Genomic DNA, 20,821 nt, shown 5'->3' on the forward strand with positions numbered 1-20,821 from the left:
CTCCTTATTGGTTACTACTGGTTGCGGTTGTTTGTTCAGAGGATGTAGGTGTTGTGGTTGATGTAGAGGATACTGGAGTCGAGCTTGAACTGCTAGTATCTGAATAGGTACCTATACTTTGCCCCTTTGCTTCAGTCAAGACGATAGGCTCAATTTTATTGACCAATAGTTTACCTGATTGTTCTACATAGGTCAATCGAATGGTAGCCTTAGTGATACCAGTAAGCCCCTTAGAATCTCGATTATCTTTTTCTGCTAAGGTTGTGCTAGAATATTGAATCTGAGCCAACGCAACTTTATGTGTTTTATCAATGTAGATAGAGCCTGATTCATAAGATTGGTCAACCACATACCCCTTATAGGTCTGGTTAACTGGCTTTTGTTCTTCTTGAATGGTTTCCTGATACATAGAATCGGTCATAAAAGGCTTATAACGTGGACGATTCTCTTCTAAATCCTTTTTGGTATAGTAAGCAATTAGAAAGTCCTCTACTTGCTGTTCAGTAAGAGATAGTTGTTCCTGTTGTTTTTCTTCTGGTTTCTGTTTTGCCTCTTCCTGAACTTGACTATTCTGTCTCAAATTCTGTTGTACTTGAGCAATAGAATAGCCCAGGATAATACATAAAACGGCAGCGACTCCGATAAGTAGTCCCTTTACCATTTTGATTAACTTTTGATTATACATTCTTTTCCTTTCTTATTTAGGGGTAACAAAATAGATGCCTGATTGTGGTGTCAAGGTTCGCCAAGTCGTTAGGTATAAACCAGCAAAGTTCATTTCTGACATTAAGAAGCTACCATCACTATTGACATACTCACAGAATCCAACGTGACCATAGATTGGTGATGCTCCAGCTACACCATTCATGAATACAACTGCAGAACCTGGTTTAGGGGTTGTTGAAATTTCATATCCTTGAGCTTGACCACTATCAACCCATTGATTGGCATTTCCTAAATACGGATAAATTCCTGTTCCAATCTGAGCAAAACGGTTATAGACATACCAAGTACAATTTCCTAGTGCATAGGCATTACCTGGATAACCTTGACCCTCTAGAATTGCTTGATCGGTAGGGAGTCCATACGGAAGTTTGTCTTTATACTCTGCTGGAACTTGTTGGCTCGAAACTCCTGTCGAACCTCCTCCTTTATTTTTTAAGAAATTTAGCCATTGACGAGCTGCAGTTTGTCGCTCTAGAAGCTTATTACCTGGTACTCCCAACCAAGAATTCAAGAAGTCCTCCGCAAGAGCTTCTACGGAACCTGTTGAGGTTACAATTCTTTTAAAAGCTTCTCGTCTAAGTGGATCATCTGCTTCTAATAGGAATTTAGTTTGAATTTCCGCAGACCAAATATCTCCATTCATATCTTTTGCAAAATTCCACAATGCAAGAGCACGGGGGCCAGTAAATTGACCAATCCCAATCCCGATATAGTGTAAACCATTGACCAGGTATCCTCCTTTATTTAAACGTAGATTCGGATACATAGCCTGGAAAGCATCCCAGTTACCAACTAGATTTTCTGCAGTTGGCTCTTTAGCAACTTTATCAAACTGATTATTGGTTAGAAAGTCTGTCTCATAACGTTTAAAAGTAATGGAACTCTCAATATCAAATCCACCCAAAACGGCTGCAATCCCTTCATCAGTTGCCTCCGGTATATTCTTTTTAATCGCATCTGCGAAAGCTCTCGCACGTTTTCCTTTCTCTCCAGATGTTTCAATGCTGCTAACGACAGACGTTGCTTGTGTATACTCTACACGCTGGAAGTAAAAACCGACATTGACATAAGTCCAACTATTCTCAACATTACCATCTTTATCTTTCTTATTTGAACGATCAGGTTCTAGTTTTTGATAATAGACCGTTTGATTTCCTTCAGATGCGACCTTTCCAATGATATCTCCAGATTTAACATGATCTCCTGTTTTGTAACGAATCGTATCTACGTTCTTATACAGAAACTTGGAATTCTCATCACTGATTTCTAAATCATTACCATTTACTTCAACTTTCCCATCTAGAACTGCTAATAGAGTTTGCCCACCTGTGGCTTGCAAAACAGAACCATTAAAGATTTCCGTCTTAGTTTTATAACCAAAACGCTCAATAATCTGAAGAGGAGCTTCTGATTCAGGTTGATCTTCTGTATAAAATGGATTATCTAGCTCTTGTAGCAACATATATTTTCCGCTATCTCGAGCAATTTCTAAGAGTTCTTTATACTCTTCTAACTCATCCTCACTCAACTTGTAAAGGTCATTTTTAGTATAAAGATCTTCCATTGTTTTAAGATTATCTTTATCCCCATTCAAATTCTTCCATAAGGTATCTAAGTATAGTTTCCCACGAGTATTTTGAGAAAAATACTTGTTCCCATCTATACGAAGTTTATCTGAAATATCATCATACTTATAATTCAAGTACAAAAGCGGATCATCAATTTTTGTCCAATAATCTACCTTATCATTAGATTTTTCACGATCCAATTTTGAAAGATACAACCAGGTATCATTCATATCAAACTCATCTTGACGGGTAATTCCTGAACTACCAATACCAAGTATTGCCAGAAACAAAAGCAGACCAAAAGCAATCAGATAAGCCTTAAAACCAAACGGATTTTTGATAATAGCTTTAATCGGTTTAGATCCAAAACGATAGACCTTTCTAGCCTTCTTAGCAGCCTTCCCTGTCTTAGATGCAGCTAAGCGTTTTCTATAAGCCTGTATCTGTCGAGATAACTTCCCTTCCCAAGAAAATTCTCTTGGGGTTCGAGTGAAGCCTCTCCCTTTAGCCTTATTGTAGAATCTATTTCCTAGACCATAGCTTGATTTAACTACTCCTTGGCCAAGCTTACCGCTATACTTCCCAATCGTTTTAATACGTTTTCCTTGAATCTGTATATCTTGATACTGATTCTTAGTTCGTGCTATATCTGAAAGGGTATCATCCTGATGAGCTGTAGAACTAGCCTGTTGATTAGCAACTCGTTCTACAGATTGTTTGGCCGCACGAAGAAACTTCTTCTTCCGTGATCCACCGTTAGCCTCTTGAGCGACTTTAAAAGTTCTTTTAGAAGTTTTTTTCTCCAGTTTCGCCTTATCTAATTCCTGCTTAAGGAAGGCTTGTTTTTTATTGTTCTTATCCAATTCCTGCTTAAGAAAAGCCTGCTTCTTGATTTCTTCTGGACGAAGGGCCTTCCCTTCTTTCCGAAGCTCTCTTCCCTGTTTCTGGATATTCTTATACTCTTTTTGGATTTTTTTGACTTTGGCTCTTGAAGCTCTAAATTGTTTATGACTATTCTTAACGATGCGATTCGTAGAACGTGATTGTGACTTTAGCTCTTTCATTCGCATAGCACTATCTTGTTGAACAGTGCGGTAATTCTTCCGGACTTTTTCCAGCTTCTGATCTATCTTATGACCGATTGTTTTTGGTCTGCCTTTCTCCTGATCCATAGTGAGACTCCTAAGCGTCTGTTGCGACTAAGTTATATAACTTAGTATTCTTAGGTATTGGATTTTCAAATGGCACTACAACTGGCCCTGCTACAATTAAGCCAGTACCTTTAGCTTTTGGTCGAGCCAAGTAGCGAATCTGTTTGTCAGTCAAGTTAACAATCTCTTTTAAGATAGCCAAATCCTGGGGTTTTTGTTTAAGTAAAATCATGAACTCGCTATTTGAGAGCAATTTTCGACCTTCTTCAACAGCAGCTAGAGTTTCTACGTTCTGGGTAATTCCTGTTGGAATCGCACCGTATTTCCGAATACGTGAATATAACGTAGTAAAGAAGTCTGCTTGAGCCTTATTTTTAAATAGAATCTGCATCTCATCAAAGTAAACCCATGTAGTACATTTTCCTTGATTCTCTACAATTTGATTCCAGATATAATCCTGAATAACCATCAAAGCGAACGGCTTCAATTTGTGCGACAACTTCTTCAGATTAAAGATAACAAAGCGATGATTAAGATCCACGTTTGTATTGTGAGCAAAAATATCTTGAGAACCATTTGTATAGGTTTCTACCGCCAAAGCTAAATCTTGAGCTTCTGGCTCTGGTTGTTCCTTCAATACCTGATGCCACTCTTTTAACGTTGGAGTGAAATCCTCTGTCAAATAACGCTCGTAAGTCACACCTGTTACCCGGTCAATAATCCCAATCTGTGCATCTGTCACCTCAGATAGAATTGATTCAAACAATCCCATCAACAAGTTTGCCTTATCTCCGATCGGATCGTCATCCTCATCGTCCAAACGATCTAGATCCGGTAGATCTAAGAGATTGATATGTGTTTTAGATCCAATCGAAATATCCACCATCTGAGCACCGAAAGCACGGCCAATATCAGAATATTCATCTTCGGGATCCACAATGATTACTCGATCTTCTGGATATTTCAGCAAAGTTGGAATAACCTCTCCACCCTTAATCGTAGTAGATTTACCAGATCCAGAGGAACCGAGCACAACACCTGAACCCGTATTCAGATCACGTTTTCGATCCAGTGTAATGATATTATTCGATAACTGATTTTGTCCATAGTAGCGAGCAAGTGAGCTGTCAGACTTCAAATCCACGTTAGTAAAAGGGACTTGTGTAGCTATATTAGCTGTAGTCATCTTTCTCATGAAATTCTTCTTCACATTTACGAAGCACTCACCGATAGGTAGAATCGTATTTAAAGCCTCTTCCTGGTAATAATAGAGGTCTTCAAATTCTACCCCTAGCTTCCGTCCAGCACGCTTAATCTTCTGCTCATTACGTTGTAGTTCTTCCTGGCTATCTGCCTTAAAATACACTGCAATTAAGCCAGAAAAGATTTTCTGATCATACTCAGTAATCTCATCTCGCCACTTCTTGGTAGCTTCTGAGATTTCTTGGTCACGACCAGCAACCACCGCATCATCGAAGATTCCAGATTGAGCAGCCTTACGTTTAGAACGTAGCTTCCCAATTTCAGCATCTGTTTCTGCATCGTCAATCTTCTCTAAGATTTCAACATTCTCATAGGGTTCTGCATGAATAGTAATAGCCAATTCAAATCCAAGTGTCGTTAAATCACGAATGAGACGATCAGACATCCAGTTAGGATAGCGGTGAGCATAGAGTACCTTGGCCCAGCTATCATCAATAATCATCCGTTTTTCTTGAAACTCAATTCGGTTTGGAGCAATAAATGATTTCGTTGATAACCCAGATAGGGCAATTTCTCGATAATCAAAGTTGACATACGGGTTTCCTCGTAATAGTTCTGAGAAGACCTTCAGACGATCCAGACCATTCATTTCCTTAAATGTAATATCGGATTCCTGAAATTGTGTTCCCAGGGAAACTCCAATATCTTGTAGTAACAACTGAGCCTGTTTTCGATCATCAGCGTTCGTTGAAATGGTCACATACTTATGTACCTCGAAGTTATTAGCGTGTGTCGTAAATCGCTCCTTGATCATCTCATTTAGCTCTTCACGATAGTCATCGTAGCCATCGTTTGTTTCTTCAAACAAGATATTCTGTAAGGAGTTATCCGATACTCTACGGTTAATTACTAAGAGTTGATAGTTACTGCCCTCATCCAGTGAATTAAGAGCATCCATTGTTGTATCGATGATGCTCTCTTTTTCATCTTGTTGAGCAGTTGAGTAAGAAGCATCCCCCAGCATGAAACTACGAGAATACTTCTCACGTGCAATGTGCATTAATCCATCTTCATGGAGCAGCGTATAATTGATGGTATTTTGTGTCGTAGGTTTCATCTGACGACGCAAGCGCTCAATTCTTTTCTTTTCTGCGTTTTCTAGTTTTTCTCTTTTGCTTTTGAATAAACTCATCTTTCGTATAAATTCCTACCTTTCCAAACTCTGTCTCATAGCTTCTTTGTTGGATTCGGAAAAAGAAATTGATTTTTTCTTTAATCCGCATTCGCTTAGTCATACCCGTACCGTACATTGCACCAGGAACAACAAATAGAGCATCCCAAAGATAAATGTACCAATCAGGTAAACCAAAGAAATAAATAGTAATTGTCCCTGAGACAGCTATTACTAAACACACATATAGAACAATCATTCTAGTAGTTAAGCCAAATAGAATAGGCTTGTCCTCAGTTTCAAATTCTCTTAAAAATTCTGATCCAATTTTTTTCAATTATTTTCCTTTCATATAAAATAAGATCGATCAATTCTAATTATTCTAGACATGGATTACACTCCTAAAAGTTGCTTAGCTTTTCGACTAGATCCAACCATTACAAAGATATAGATAACCCCCTTAGCAATTGAAGCAAAGGCTGTTCCCCATGAATCACTGGAACCAGTCGTAACCTTAAGGATATCTGCTGCAACAATCGAATCATATACAACAGAAACAATAATTAGGATGACACCAATAAGGGCAGAGGCCGCAAAGTATTTCAAGAAATTAATCGTAACAGATCGTAACGAGTCCATCATAAAGAACGCTACTAACAATGGAGCTATAGCTTTAAGCATATACAAATCCAGGTAACGTAGGAAAACAATAATCCCTAAAATTATGTTAGCCACTCCACTTACAGCTTTTCCGACTAAGGTAATGATAGTTTTTTCAATCATTCCTTTCCCACCAGAAATATTAGAATCAATGGTTGTTTTAACGGTAGGTGTTACATGAGCAATCACTTTCACAACAATATTAAGTAATTCCAGAATGGCATCACAAATCTGAGATGAAGCAGAGATCATAATGAAAGCAAATAAATATTTCATTAAAGCCTCTAACCAAATCTTCTGTGTTAATGCACCTCCCCTCGACTTGACCATTTGTGACCACGATGCCATTTCAAACCAGAAAAAAAGACCTAAAAGGATATACCCAATAGGTCGGACTGCATCAGCCATTATGTTTACAGCTTGGTTTGTCGCAGAGCTATAACTAGAAAGAGAGCTTGTTAGCTCTCTAATATCTAAATTCATAGGCTACTCCTAAAATTTTAGTTGGGATAGCGATGCGACGACTGCTGCGGCAATTCCTGCAGAAGCTACGGCCAAAAATGCACCATTAATCATAGAATCAGACCCATCATCTTGCCTTTGCTTATCTTTGTTCTTTCTTCCTTGAATATAATCGACCGCACCATTCCAGATCCAGATAAGACCTGTGATTGTTCCAACTACACCAAGACCTGTAATAATTTTTGTAATGATTTCCATTTTGTTTTACCTCTTTTAATTTCATTTTTTTATAACAAAAGGCACTGCAGAGATTTCTACAGTGCCAAACACAATACTATTTTTATAATTCTTCAAATTCTTCACGATAAATCGTCCGAACAGTAGCTACTAGAATACTGAGGCCAATAATAATTGGAACTTCAAAATTCGGATATGGGAAAAATAACCCTCCTCCTTTTGGTGCATCAACCACTTGACCAGCAGTAATAAGTGAATCATGGGACATTCCTAAAATATGCGGTGTATACCATCCAAAAATATTATCAATTATGTTTTCGCTTGGGAAATTGAATAGATGATGAATGATTGCCATTCCCCCAATCAATACGATTGTTATACATATTTTAGCTATAACCCACAGAATAAACATACCAATAGTGGATTTTACAACATTAATACACCAAAGAACGATATAAAAGGGAGCTGTAAAAATTCTAATGATAGCTACCCATAACCAGGAAAGATCATTCCCAAATTTCATAATCCTACTCCTCCACGATTTACCGTTATTATATCATAAAAATAGCTTATTTCAAAGGTTCCTAGAGTATTCTAAGCCTCTTTTTTCTTGCGCTTGCTGTAGAGCAAGCCTGTAGCAATACTTCCCATTGCTAGAGCAGCCAATAGTAAATCTGCAGAATCCTTCTCCCCTGTTGAAGGCAAGCTTCGTTCTGGTTGAGTTACTGGTTGCTGCGGATGTTCTTCAGGAGTTTTTGGCTCTGGTTTTGGTTCCGGTTTTGGTTCCGGTTTTGGTTCTGGCTTTGGTTCTTCCTTTTTCGGTTGCTCTGGTTTTGGTTCTTCTGGAGTATGAGTCACAACCGTATTGGAAACAACTTCCACACCGTTAACAGTATGATAGTAAGTATTTTCTACTGTTCCTGATTGAATGCGTGTCATTTGTAGATATACTTCGGCTTGAAACTCTGATGTCTCTAAAATTGACTTCAAGAAAGTATCATCAAAACTAATATCTACTTTACCTTTAGCCTTGTCTACTACTTGACTTGTGAACTTAGTTAATTCATCACCAGCTTTGAATTTTTGACCGTCACTTGTTTCAAAATCTACAGCAGCAAACACTTGATAAACACTCTTATAATCATCATGTGTTTCATCGTAATCATCGCTAAATTTATACTCAAACAACTGTTCTGAGCGAACTTTTGGAATCAAGGAACCAACTAATTTATAATTAAATGTTTGATTCATCTTGACCTCTTTTCCATCTAAACTTTCCTTGCTTAAATGGTCGATCACTACATCTTTCTTCGGTTCAATCTTTGGAACATTATTGACTACTGTTTCAGTTACATAGGCCATCCCAAAATCAATTTGGTAGGCTGTATTTTCATACTTACCACCTGTTTGACCCAATTCCTTCTTAACAGTCATTGGATTAGTAATCGTCAAAACTTCACCAGTTTGAACGTAGGTCTTGTAGAATTCCTCTGGATTCTCTGCCTCAAATACTTGAATCGCTCCTTTCGGAGTGAAATTGCTAGACTTCAAGGCTTCTTGTACACCTGATGGAGCTTTTTCTAGACTTTCATAAAGAGCCATTTTCAAACCTTTAACCACTTGACCTTTAGAATCAGTTACTTGAACACCATCTTGATTGATCGTAACAGCTCCTTCTGGATAATCATCAACGATGTAGAAGCCTTTACCAATACGATCTTTATCTACTTCAATACCCTTGTATTGGCTATAATCTGCAGTTACCTTGTAGTAGTTTACAGATCCTGCCAAGACTTGTTTCCCATCGATGTCGACACCCGCCTTGTTCAGATTCTTCTTGGTTGGTTTAACAGTAGGAACATTATTGACAACTGTATCAGTTTGATATCCGTTACCGAAATCAACTTGGTAAGCCGTATTCTCAAATGATTTTCCTGTATTTCGCAGTTCTTCCTTAGTTACCATTGGATCAATAATTGTAACGGATTTTCCTGTTTTGATATATTGGTTAAAATAGGCTTCTGGATCATCCACTAAAAATACTTGGAAAGCTCCCTTAGGCTTAATTTCAGAACTATCTAGAAAGGCTTTAACCTTATCATTATCAACAGATTCAATAGAATCGTACTGATACACTGAAATACCAGAAACTTCTTTTCCTTCACTATCAATATAACGAATATCTGATTGATTAATAGTCACTGCTTCTTCTGGATAATCATCAATTGCTCCAAAGCCTTTTAGAATAGCATTTGGATCTGCCTTTATTCCCTTATACTGATCATAATCCAAGGTTATATGATAGTAATTTGTTGAACCAGCTAGAACTGTTTTACCATCAATGATAACACCATCCTTATTATGATTGTGTTTGAGAGGCTTGATTAAGTTGTTATTTGGATTGTCAGGATCATTCGGTTTACCAGGTGTTGAAACCTGAACAATATTTGAATAACTTTCGTACTTATTGTTGATCTTTAATTGGAAGTTATTCTTATAAGTTGCACCATCATTCGTAACCTTACCTACTAAAATTGGAGCTGGAACTAGCACTTCTTTACTTAAATCTTGATTAAGCTTAGATTTCAAACTTTCTAAGCCTTTCATGCGAACAACATGGCTCGATTCGTCATAAGTTAATTCAAAATCTGAGCTAGCCTTCTTTGAAGCTTCTACATCTAGTACAAAACCTGAAGGCAATGCATCTACAATTTCAAAGTCTGTAATAGCTTCACGATTAGCTGGAAGAGGCTTAGTTGTTAATTCCCACTGAACTGTTGAAAGCTTAGGTACATAGCTTTTATCGATAGATTCTCCTGCAGAATTCTTTACAAACTTTTCTAGGTTAGGTACTGCCTGTAAACGAGCATATCTAACTCTAACAGTTGGAGCTGGCAACGAAGACGGGAGCTCTTTTTCCTTTGGCTCCTCAGGTTTTGGTGGTAGTGCTTCCTCTACTTTCCCTTTTGGGGAACTTGGTAGAGGAGTTTCCTTCTCGTATGTTACGGCAGCAGGTTTTGGTAATAGAGAAATCTTTTTTAACTCTGTTCCTTCTCCCAGAATAGTAAAAACAACACTCTGATTATTTCCACTTGCATTCACCTGATCCCATTCGTATGGTGTTCTTCCCTCTGTTGAGCCCGGAGAAGAAGTATGGAGGTAGGTCATACTAGAGCCATATCCTACTGAAGCAAAAGATCCTCTTGGAATATCTGACGAAGCATCAACTGCATCTTCTACTCCTTTCATAACTCGACCATCAGAATTAAGCCCAGAATCTCTTGAATTAATGACTACCCCTCGACCAGATGAACCATAACTAAGATTTGAACCTTGTCCCCAATCTACATCTGTAATAACTGTTCCGATTAAGAGAGAAATCGGAGTTGATGTTCCCTCTACATAAAAATCATAAGTCAACCCCAGACGGGTATGATTGTTATATTTTACATAAAAACTGCCACCATCTCCACTCTTAAGGTAGATATTTGGATCTGTTACAGGAATACCATTTCGCACCTCACCTTGGTAATCGCCTAAATCAGAAACCCTAACTTTTGCCATAATTTTTCTACCATCTGTGAGTGTGCCAATATTATGAATATAAAATGTAGCTCCAACAGTAGGATTTTGGATCACATCAAACTCTCCTGCACCATCTTTAGTAACTCGAGTTCCAGTATCTCCTGTTACATAAGTATCTGCATGATATCCTAAAAATCCTTCCATATTTTCTACCCTGAGATCATCATCTGGTACTACTGTAAAGTCATTATAATATGCCAAGCTACCACGACCAGATGGGTTAAAGCCTCCATAGACTTTAAAACCTGTATCAGAACCGAATAAAGGTTTGCTTGATTGAATTGCCTCTTTCTCAGCTTTAACAGTTGCTAGCTTATTTTTATACTCTGTCAAAGAAGTTTCATAAGCTTCTTTCTTAGCTGTGTTTCGTTTTCGGATTTCTGCATTTTCTTTACTGATACGATCAATTTCTGCCTGATTAGCCTGCTGATTTTTTTCATTCTCTTCACGTATTTTCGAATTATTCTGATTGATACGCTCAACTTCAGATTGATAAGAAGCTAAATCCTTTTGATATTGATCTTTCTTTGCAGCATTTTCTTCTTGGATTTTCTTTCGTTCCGCTTGATTCTGTTTTTTATCTTCGAGATATTTTTCAGTAGTTTCCGCAATACTATCCGCTTGTGTTCGATAATCGCTTTCGACTTCCTTTTGCTTTTGATCCAACTCAGAAGCCGAACTCGCTGTACCTTTGTCCACTACAGAATCGAATTCTACATTCACCCCAGCTTCCTGTGCCCTTTTAACAGATTCATCTAAACCTGAATGTGAAATAGAAACTTCTAATGAACCTGTTTTTTCTTCACTCTTTCCTTGGTTATCTGTAGAAATACTACTTGGATTCGTCTGTGCATAGGGAGCATTTGTGGCTGGATTTTCAGTTCGTTCATTTGCTCCAACTGGACTAGTCATCAAACCTAAGGCAGCTAGACCAAGAATTACTCCACACGTTCCCCATCGTCTTGTTTTTCGGATTGAACCGAAAGCTCGTGTCTCATTATTAAATTTCATTTATTCTCCTTTTTTATTATCCATTCAATACATCCTTTACAGCACTAGTTTTAGGAAGTTTTTTAGGCTCTTCCTTCTTTGGTTCAGCAGCTTTTTCTTCCGTTTTCTTTGGTTCAACCGGTTTCTCTTCCGTTTTCTTTGGTTCAACCGGTTTCTCTTTTTCCTTATAAACAAACTTAAGTGTCTGTTTATCTGAAGAAACCTTACCTTCCAATTCTTCCGGAACTGCCTTCAAAACATAAGTTGTATCTTTAACTGTGATTTCTGTTTCAACATCACGATCAAATTTCCAGTCTTTACCTACAAGCTCTCCAGTTTTAGAAATAACTTCAGGGTTCTTGATTTCCTCGCCCTTTTCGTTGACAAAGATAGCTTTAACTTCCTCACCCTTTTCATGTGCCAAGTAAGTCAGCAAAAGGTCATTTTCAGCAAACTTCCCTTTCTCTTCGCCTTCTTTAAGGGTGACTTCAAATCCATCTACAGTCGGAGCTTTGATATCATAATCATCCCCCGAGAACCCTTTAGCTACAAGAATATCCTGATCAATCTGCTCATTCGTTAAAGCATTCAGAACCTTGAAAGTTAAAGAATAAACCTTTTTATCTGCTGGTTTCTTTTCATACAGATAATGTAGTTTAACAGTATCCTTAGTAACTTTTCCAGAAGATTCTTTAGGTTCTCCAGTCAATACATAGGTTTCACCATCAACAGTCAATTCCTTCTTAACTTCAGTTGCCTTCCATTCACTACCAATCTCCTTACCAGCTTCGATAATTGTGATATCGCTTTGTCCAGGAATTTCTTTTCCATCCGCTGTTCGGAAATCAGCAGTAACAGCTCCACCTTTGTTTTTGATAGAGTCAGATTTCTTAGCAACTTCTTTTCCATCTAGGGACACTGAACCAGTTGCAGTACCTTCTCCAGTAAAGCTATAAACGATTGTGTAATCACCATCAGGTAGTTTTTCTGAAAAATCAACCTTCCCATCTTTGATCGGTAATTCTTTATTGACTTTTCCACCTTTTAACAAAGCCTTAGTGATTTTTATTCCATCTCCACCAATGGCAACTTGAGCTGTTTGATCTGCACCCTTAGAGGTTTGTACCTTAACAGTAGCAGTTTCCATAAACTGTTTAACCACTTCAGCATCTACGACTGACTTTTCTTTACCAGTCATGTCGTAAATATTGGGATGACCTAATTCTTTCATTTGCTCAATTGAACGCATAGAGTTAGTGTCATTTTCGGTTACTTGATTCCGGTTTACAACAGACATGAAAGTCTTAGCACGTCTTTTTGCCCACTCAGCAAATGACTTATCCATCTCCTCTGGTTTACCTTGATCCAACCAACCATCAGTGTATTGAATAACTGAAATTGTATCAGAAGGTTTTGTAATTTTTTCAACAATATCTTCAAATGGAACAACAACATCTACAGATTCATCTAGGTAACGATGCGTACCTAGAGCCTCTGCCAATCCTCTGAAATAAGCACCGTAATTTTGGTAAACCGGAGCGTTATCTGTTAGAGAGTTAATTTTTAATAAGTTATCAATAATTTCAAGAGCCTCTTGTTTCGTTAGAAGAGTTGAAGAAATACCTTTAACGTCATTTAGCACCTTTTTAGTACTTGCATGGTAAGATGTTTGACTGTAGTTATCTGGGTAAAGTTGAAGAATATGACGACTATTTGGGTTTTTGTTTGCTTCAATAATTTTCTTACTTAGACGTAAGGAATCCTTTACTTTACCTGCATAAGAACTCGAATAGTCATACACGTGAACTGTTGTAAGTGGAGCAATTTCATTTATTGTGCTCGTATTTGTAGGAGCTTTTGTCTTAAACTGAAGCTCATTAGATCCTGCTTTATCTTCACCAGTTACTACTGTATTTTCAGTAGTTTTTAGTTCTGGAGAAAAATCAGGTTGTTTAGGATCAACTGGTTCTGGATTAGGATTTTTAACCTTAGGCGCATCTTTCTTGATCTTTTCAATTTCGATTTTGGTCTTTTCCAAATCCTTGAATTTGTCGGATTTATTATTGTTAACCTGTTTTTCGTCCACCCCAGAGGATTCTGGATCCTTCTGCTCTGTTTTTTCAGTTACAGCTGATTTAACTGAAGAATCATTTTTAGATTCATCTGCTTGAGCTATTGCCGAACCGACAACCCCAACTGCAACTAGTCCTAGTGCTACAGAACATAGACGTTTTCCATATTTTCTATAGCTAAATGTTTTTTTCATAGTATCGCCTTTCTAATTGTTCATTGGAATATTTTCTTTCGGATATAGTTGATGGATCTCTTGCTCTAAAATATACAATTATCATTTTTCCTCCAATCAAAAAGTCACCAAGAAATCTTGATGACTTTAATTAATTTAGTTTTCCTTAGATTCTCGTTTGATTTTCAACAAACTTAAAAGTGAAATAGTTACCATCCCCAAGAACCAAAGACTAGAAGTTTTTTCCCCTGTTTTAGGTAATTCGTATGTTGCAGCAGGTGCTTGATAGACTGGATTTTTCACTTCTGATGCTTGGTTTTCAACTTGATCTTGCACATACTTCACAATCTTACCATTTTGAAATACTGGAATCGGATGACCTCCAGCTAGTTCAATACTAGCTTTCTGAGCAGCCAATTTTTCTTGACGATCGATTTCCAGTTGTGCTTCCAGATAATCACGATAAGCCGACAACAACTCTTTATGAGCCTCCAATACCTTTCTTTGGTCTGCTTTCGCAGTTTCTAGTTTTGCCAGTGCTAACTCAAGAACTGATTTCTTTTCTTTCAAAACTTCTTGAGCAGATTCAAGATTCACTTTTGCCTTTTCTAAGAGTTGTGGGGCATTTTGCAAAACTTCCACTCGCTCTTTTGATGCTTTCAAGGCTTCAGTTGATTCTGAAAGTAAGGCTTGACGACTGAGGACAAGTTCTTTAATTCGAGTAAGTTCACCTTGTTTAGCAAACAATGCCTCTTTCTCAGCAGTCAAAGCTTCATTCAGTGATTCCCATTCAGTTTGTTTTTCAGCTAGTTTAGCTTTAGCTAACGCAAGTACTTCACGTTTGTTTTGTACGTCCGCATTCAACTGTTCCAAAGCCTCTTGCGCTTGTTTATTTTCTAAACTAGCTTTTTCAAGGTTTGCTTCTGCCTGCTTCAACTTAGCGTCTGCTTCAGGAGTTTTTAAAGCAATATTCTGAATGGCTTTACGATTAGTCACCGCATTTTGCGCAGCAACTTCTGCTTGAGTATATTCTGTCTGTGCTTGTTCTTTTCTAGCTTGTGCATTCTTATGATTCGTTTTCGCAGTATCATAGGTATCCTGAGCCTGTGCCACAGAATTTCTAGCTACTTGAATTCTTTCCCGAAGACTAGCAAGATTGTTCTTCGTATCAATTTTAACATTTTGATGGAAACCATTTTTCAGCAAATCAATTGTTTTAGAATCTGTTCCAACATAATGCATCGCAATCAAACCAAGGTCTGTCTTTCGGGTTGCTACACCGATATATTGTAGCGTGACTGACTTACGATCCAGTCCTGCAAAGTTTAAAGCATGACCCCAATCAGCATGTTTATCATAAAACAGCATCATAATCATGTTGTTGTATGCCTGTTGTTTCAGATCAGCTAATGTTACTACATCATCTGCATTTTGAAAGCCTATGTTTTCAGCAAGCAGACCTTGATTACCTTGATTCAAACCAACTTCTTTCGCAACAGTATTCAAAGCATCTAGGTCATGGCCGTACTGATTAGTAGATAGTTGAGTTGCTTTCTGTGCCACTTTCTGCATATCACGATTCACTAAAACTGGAATATCATCTGTTCCCATCAATCTACGAAAATCATTGATCAGATGCGCATTGAAAGCAGCAAGTTCATCTTGAACTTCAGCAGATAAATGATTGACATCAGTAATCACAGTCTTTTTATCTGCTTCACTCTGCTTAAATGGAGAAGTTGGATTGCCGTAATAAGTCTCACCACCATCTGGCGAACTAAATCCAGCAGCAGTCATTCCTTTCTTGGCAATTTCTTGTAACTTATTTGAATTTTCTTCAGTGGGGTTATTGAAGTAAGCCTTTAAAGCTTCTACATAGCCAGCAGGATAAGTGATAGAGGTCGTTGTCAAACTATCCAGGATACTTTGAGCCTTAGATAGATTCTCTTTAGCTACTCGATACTGATTTTCAACGTTAGTAGCGTGAGTGGTTGCTTGATCTAGTTCCTCCGCTTTCACTAATCTAGTTGCTTCTGTAGTCGTTACTTCATCTTCTGCCTGTTTCAGTTTAGAAGCACGTTGATCATCTGCTTCTTTAGCGAGTAGCAAATCTTGTCGAGCTTGTGATTCAGCTTTTTCGCTCCTTTCTAAGTTTCGCTCAGCTGCTTCAGCGTTGGCAACAATGCCTGCAACTCCAGTTCCGTCTAAAATAGCCTGTTTTTCAGCTACAATTTGTTCTGCATTTGTAACTTCTTTTGTTTTGTCAGCAAGCTTTCTCGTAGCTTCTGTAACATTTGCTTCCTGATCAGTAACATTCTTTTTAGCTAGCTTTTGTTCCTCTTCAGCAGAGGACAGTTCTTCTTGAGCCTTCTTCTCAGCAGCCTCTTTTGCAGAGACATCTTCTTTTGCATCCTGGATATTTTTAGGAGTAGCTTCGTGGACAGCTTTCTCCGCTTGAGTAACAGCTTCTGTAGCTTCTTCTACTACTTTCTCTGCATCGTTGACCTCGTTTTGATTAGAGTTTACAATCTCCTCCTGGTTTTGTACGACTAAGTTTGCCTGTTCCACATTTGCTTTGGAGATAACGATATCGGTTTCTGTAATTGTTTTTTGAGTTGCTGTCTTCTGTTGGCTCCCTGAAATTGGCTCTGCAGGCTTTACTTCTTCTGCGGAAGCCTGAGTCGTTACTCCAACCGCTACGGTTGCAATTGCGCTAGCCAACATAAATTTCTTAACTTCGTTCATCATTTCCATTTGATTTCTCCTTTTTGATATTACTTAAAATAATGCTTATTTGAATAGTCTTTTAGTTCTCGTGAGATTTTATCAGACAATTTATTTGGGATAAAAGTCATAAATACTAGAATCCCTGAGGCTAAAAGAATAACTGTAAATATTATCTGTATAATACTCATTTCTTCACCTGTTCATAACATCACCTATCTGCTTTCAGCAACAAAGAAACAGTTCCTTGCTCCCCAAAACAGATAGATGAGGACTCTATCTGTTAAATTTTACCGCTAGGTCGGTGATAACCTTTACCGGTTAGCTGTAAGATTGATTTATTTCCTTGTTTAATTCGTCTGGCAACTAAAATATCTCCACGTTTAATGGTGCGTATATCTCTATAGATTTTAGAGTATTCTGCAATCATTTCAACGGTTTGAAGTTTTCCTGCCACATATCCTTTTTTAGGAATAAGACCATACTTACTAGTTAATTTCAGTTCTTCACCACTTGCAAGCCGTGCGGTTGCATCACCTTGCAAACCTAGTCGTCTTAAGTCAGTGAGTGTAACCTCACTAGTCGATTTTATTTGATTCATATTGTCCTCCTTTTTGAATCAAAGGCTGATTTACAGCCATGCCGAGTCGATGCTGTACATCTCTACTGTGTTTTTTACGCACGATTTATAGTTTAGAAATCGCAAACTCTTTCGTCTTACGGGACAAGTCAACCGTGACTTTACATAATGCAGTCAGCACTAGATATACTTTCTAGCTACACACCGCCCCTATTCTTCTTTTTATGCCTAGACTGCGCTAATCGGGACAGTGGGGATATTCAATTTTCAAAGGTCAAAAGTAGTTTTATGACTTGCTCAGGTCAAGTATTTTAGAAATATGGAGCTATCTTAATTCCAGTCTTCACCTACTAAAGAATCGTAATCTTCTCCACAACACGGACAGAATCCGCACTCCTCAGCAGAATCGAACTCTGTATCACACATTGGACAATCTACTAGCATGGTAATCTCCTATCCTTATTTTGTCCGATAAGTTACCTTCTTCACCCATCGAGGGTTGATAGAAAACGGTGGAGTCGCTGATGGAAAATTCATACTCGCTCCTGTTCCAAATGAACTTGATACCAATTTTTCTAGTTCCTCTAAGTTGGAAGTGACAGAAATACTGTCTACCGTTTTATCAAAATACTCTACAATCATTTCGATTTCTTGAACTGATTGGGAAGATCTAGCTTTCATAGCTTGCCCTCCGTTAATTCTCTCTTGGTTATTAAACAATCCCATAAAATCAATCCTCTTTCTGTTGCCATGATGAGAAAATTTGGTTGAGTTTCTCAGCTCTTTCTTTTTTCGGTAAATCAAAAACAGCTTTAGGAATCGTGTAGATTTTCTCCTTCGGGCTACGACCTATCGTTAGCACTTTACCATCAATTGGTCTAAATTCATCTTTTAACATGTTTCAACTCCCTTAGACAATTCTGATAAATAGCTATTCAGTTTCGTCTCTGATAGTTTATCTGGATAATAGTATGTAATAAGACTAGGACACTCAGCAGGGGATTTTCTAGCATACTCACTTTGTCCTGATACCTCCATAAAGCCCTGTTCTTTTTCAATGAGTAAAGCCATCTTCCAAAAACGAATCATCATTTTGTAGAAATAGGCTGGGATATTCTGGATTGGTTTTCCTTCAGCCTCTCCTGTTTTAATTTTGAAAATCAATTTATCAAGCTCACGTTCAAGATCCTGTAACCAAATCTCTCCATAAATTTCCTGATTAGCTAAGAGGTTGTTGTAATTCTTCTCAACTTGACGTTTTGATTGATAGATTTTATTTTCAAGAATTTTTGCATCTTTTCCAAACAAACTGAGTTTCTGAACTAGTTGAGGAGAAAGAAAACCATGTTGCCCCATTTTAAATGCTTCAGAAATTGATAAACCAGATAAAGATGACTCGCCCTCGTATCGATTAGTATCGTATGAGGACTCTGTCTGACTCCTCTCTGTATTTATTCCGTCCGTTTTATGGACGTTTTGAAGTCCATTTTGTGGACGTCCGTTTTGTGGACTTCCGCTATTACCGAGGGGTTTTGGTGTTTTTTCTATATCACACTCTTTTTCATAGAGAACTTTACCAAAAGCATCTATCCTCTTTAACAACTCACCATCGATTGAATAGTGCTCCACTATTTCTAAATTAGCATCCACTAGCTGAAGATAAAGTCTATTTGGCTTATTGAGTCCCTGCCTAACCTCTCGTAAGAGACCATGTTCTTGTAGCTCTTTCTTAATTTTAGTAACTTTCATCTTTCCCTTATCAAGTAGTAACATCAGATCAGAAACTGTAAAAATTAGAAAAACCGCTCCATTTTCATCAACGTAATCTCTATTCCCCTTCTGGAATGAACTGATACTTAATTTACAACGATTATAAAGAGCGCCATAAGCTAACTTAGCATCAGATGAAAGACTCGTATAGGAACTAGTCAATTTGACATAGCCTTTCTCATTGTGTTGAATACGAGTAAAAAATATTTCTGGAATTTGATAAAAGGTTAGAGTAGCTAGTTGATCAATCGTGATATCCGCCATTAGTAGCCTCCTACAACTTGTAATCTCAAGCCTCCAGCTTCAGGAAAATAGACAAGATGAGTTTGTTCTAACTCTTCAATAGCTGCAATAGCACGACTTCTAGTCCATCCCATTGTATTCATCAAATCGAAAATCATTACGTCTCTAGTCAACTTGGAGACCTTTGTTTGGTGTTGCTTCATATGTGATCCTTTCTTTAAGTAAGCCACTTTATATTCATACTTGTAGTAATTCTTCTGATAGCAAGCTAGTCTCTTTTGCGTTTTCAAAACCAGCAATATAGGCCTCATAATCAACGTCAACTTTAACATTAATGGTTCTATTATTTAAACTTCCCATGCGACGATGTTGTTCTTCCAAAACTTCTGCTGGGATTTTTACCATCAAACCAAATTCTTCTGATGATTGAGCCTGGTCCTGAAAACGTTGATCTATTCCGTTTAAGAAACCTAGTAAGTACGATTTCTTATAGTCTTTCCATCTTGCTCTTGATACTGTAGGGAAAAGTCGTTTCAGCCGATATTTAAGGTATAAGAGCGCACCTTCGTAAACCTTGCTACAAAATTCAGCATCAGATTGATATCCAAAGAAAATTATCTGTGTGATGCCGTCTTCAGGAAGTCGTCTTCTTATCGTTTTACATCTAAAATTTTCACCTAAAATACCTGCCAACTTTTCTTGCCACCATGGAAGTCTATATTCCCATGTTCCTATTGTTTCACCAATATCTTTCTGAGTTTTACTATTCGTTAAATCATTCATAGAAAGATTATGCTTCACCATAAGTCTTTGAGCCATCAGAAGTGCAGTCTGCCCCTCTTCATCGTTTGGTGCATCGTAAGCTAATTCTAAAAGATTTTGTATCTTCTCAATAATTTTATTATCCATATCAATCCACATGTTTATATTTTCTAGGTAAAGAACTAGCGTAATGTTCTGAATCATTGACCTTTGCATTATAAAAAATCATATTATTCCCAATAATGTCTTGCCATTTAGGAATCTCCTCACGATAAATACGATTAAGTCCATAAAAATTCCTTACAATAAATCTAACGGCTCCAATATGATCTCCTAAACCAACCACACACAACACATCATGTTCCATATCATATACCCAATGACTTTTTGAATTTGTCAGTATTTCCCAAGCAAATTCCCAATCTCTCTCAAGCCAATCATGCCCTGGTCTGTAATAAACTTTTGTCTGACAAGAGTCATCATTAAATCCATAAAAACAGTGACTACACAGCGTTCTATTTTTATCTACCCACCAGCAAGTACCATACTTTTCATTGATGCAAGGTGTAACCCAGTTGCAAGAACATCGTCTACAAATTCCAGTTTCCACGCTTTACTCCTTCCTACCTAGACATATCCATTACAATTTCAATATTATCTGACATTTTTTCTCCCAAAACACAAAAAAGAGCTAACGGAATTTTCCGTTAACTCAATATTTTCTATTTACCTCAAAACACTAGA

17 protein-coding genes are annotated in these 20,821 nt (G+C 37.6%); all 17 read right to left on the reverse strand.

Translation table 11 applies throughout. The features are described from left to right. Nucleotides 1-4: 4 nt before the first annotated feature. Complete coding sequence (locus SORDD05_RS08475; protein ID WP_231077330.1) at nucleotides 5-661, reverse strand: hypothetical protein; 657 nt, start codon at nucleotides 659-661, stop codon at nucleotides 5-7. 36 nt (nucleotides 662-697) lie between these two features. Next, complete coding sequence (locus tag SORDD05_RS08480; protein WP_061418995.1) at nucleotides 698-3,466, reverse strand: phage tail tip lysozyme; 2,769 nt, start codon at nucleotides 3,464-3,466, stop codon at nucleotides 698-700. Nucleotides 3,467-3,476: 10 nt separating this feature from the next. Then, nucleotides 3,477-5,840, reverse strand: coding sequence for a VirB4-like conjugal transfer ATPase, CD1110 family (locus SORDD05_RS08485; protein WP_061418998.1), 2,364 nt, complete (start codon nucleotides 5,838-5,840; stop codon nucleotides 3,477-3,479). Beyond that, nucleotides 5,782-6,156, reverse strand: coding sequence for a hypothetical protein (locus SORDD05_RS08490; RefSeq protein WP_061419001.1), 375 nt, complete (start codon nucleotides 6,154-6,156; stop codon nucleotides 5,782-5,784). The genes SORDD05_RS08485 and SORDD05_RS08490 overlap by 59 nt, the downstream gene beginning before the upstream one ends. Nucleotides 6,157-6,212: 56 nt before the next feature. After that, the gene (locus tag SORDD05_RS08495; protein ID WP_061419009.1) at nucleotides 6,213-6,962 is read right to left on the reverse strand and encodes a hypothetical protein; all 750 of its coding nucleotides are present in this window, start codon (nucleotides 6,960-6,962) and stop codon (nucleotides 6,213-6,215) included. Between the two features lie 9 nt (nucleotides 6,963-6,971). Further along, nucleotides 6,972-7,199 carry a hypothetical protein gene (locus SORDD05_RS08500; protein WP_000402890.1) on the reverse strand — a complete coding sequence of 76 codons (228 nt, stop codon included), beginning with the start codon at nucleotides 7,197-7,199 and terminating at the stop codon, nucleotides 6,972-6,974. 82 nt (nucleotides 7,200-7,281) lie between these two features. After that, on the reverse strand, nucleotides 7,282-7,701 hold the full coding sequence (locus SORDD05_RS08505) for a hypothetical protein (protein ID WP_061419012.1): 420 nt from the start codon (nucleotides 7,699-7,701) through the stop codon (nucleotides 7,282-7,284). A 71-nt stretch (nucleotides 7,702-7,772) separates the two neighbouring features. After that, nucleotides 7,773-11,774: an SspB-related isopeptide-forming adhesin gene (locus tag SORDD05_RS08510; protein ID WP_061419015.1), complete on the reverse strand. Its 4,002-nt coding sequence runs from the start codon at nucleotides 11,772-11,774 to the stop codon at nucleotides 7,773-7,775. A gap of 16 nt (nucleotides 11,775-11,790) precedes the next feature. Beyond that, nucleotides 11,791-14,019, reverse strand: a complete 2,229-nt coding sequence (locus SORDD05_RS08515; RefSeq protein ID WP_061419018.1) for a MucBP domain-containing protein — start codon at nucleotides 14,017-14,019, stop codon at nucleotides 11,791-11,793. A gap of 135 nt (nucleotides 14,020-14,154) precedes the next feature. After that, complete coding sequence (locus SORDD05_RS08520) at nucleotides 14,155-16,752, reverse strand: SEC10/PgrA surface exclusion domain-containing protein (protein ID WP_061419021.1); 2,598 nt, start codon at nucleotides 16,750-16,752, stop codon at nucleotides 14,155-14,157. A gap of 253 nt (nucleotides 16,753-17,005) precedes the next feature. After that, nucleotides 17,006-17,323, reverse strand: coding sequence for a hypothetical protein (locus SORDD05_RS08525; protein WP_061419024.1), 318 nt, complete (start codon nucleotides 17,321-17,323; stop codon nucleotides 17,006-17,008). Nucleotides 17,324-17,761: 438 nt separating this feature from the next. Continuing rightward, nucleotides 17,762-18,028, reverse strand: coding sequence for a hypothetical protein (locus SORDD05_RS08530; RefSeq protein WP_061419027.1), 267 nt, complete (start codon nucleotides 18,026-18,028; stop codon nucleotides 17,762-17,764). 4 nt (nucleotides 18,029-18,032) lie between these two features. Further along, complete coding sequence (locus SORDD05_RS10165) at nucleotides 18,033-18,200, reverse strand: hypothetical protein (protein WP_164496991.1); 168 nt, start codon at nucleotides 18,198-18,200, stop codon at nucleotides 18,033-18,035. Further along, nucleotides 18,194-19,336, reverse strand: coding sequence for a replication initiator protein A (locus SORDD05_RS08535; protein WP_061419030.1), 1,143 nt, complete (start codon nucleotides 19,334-19,336; stop codon nucleotides 18,194-18,196). The genes SORDD05_RS10165 and SORDD05_RS08535 overlap by 7 nt, the downstream gene beginning before the upstream one ends. Beyond that, a complete protein-coding gene (locus SORDD05_RS08540) occupies nucleotides 19,336-19,518 on the reverse strand; it encodes a hypothetical protein (protein ID WP_061419033.1) in 183 nt (60 codons plus the stop codon). The genes SORDD05_RS08535 and SORDD05_RS08540 overlap by 1 nt, the downstream gene beginning before the upstream one ends. Before the next feature lie 34 nt (nucleotides 19,519-19,552). Next, nucleotides 19,553-20,224 carry a DUF2786 domain-containing protein gene (locus tag SORDD05_RS08545; protein WP_061419181.1) on the reverse strand — a complete coding sequence of 224 codons (672 nt, stop codon included), beginning with the start codon at nucleotides 20,222-20,224 and terminating at the stop codon, nucleotides 19,553-19,555. A gap of 1 nt (nucleotide 20,225) precedes the next feature. Further along, nucleotides 20,226-20,687, reverse strand: coding sequence for a hypothetical protein (locus tag SORDD05_RS08550; protein WP_081102480.1), 462 nt, complete (start codon nucleotides 20,685-20,687; stop codon nucleotides 20,226-20,228). Nucleotides 20,688-20,821 lie beyond the last annotated feature (134 nt).

The sequence above is a fragment of the Streptococcus oralis genome (assembly GCF_001578705.1).
GTDB lineage: Bacteria > Bacillota > Bacilli > Lactobacillales > Streptococcaceae > Streptococcus > Streptococcus oralis_J.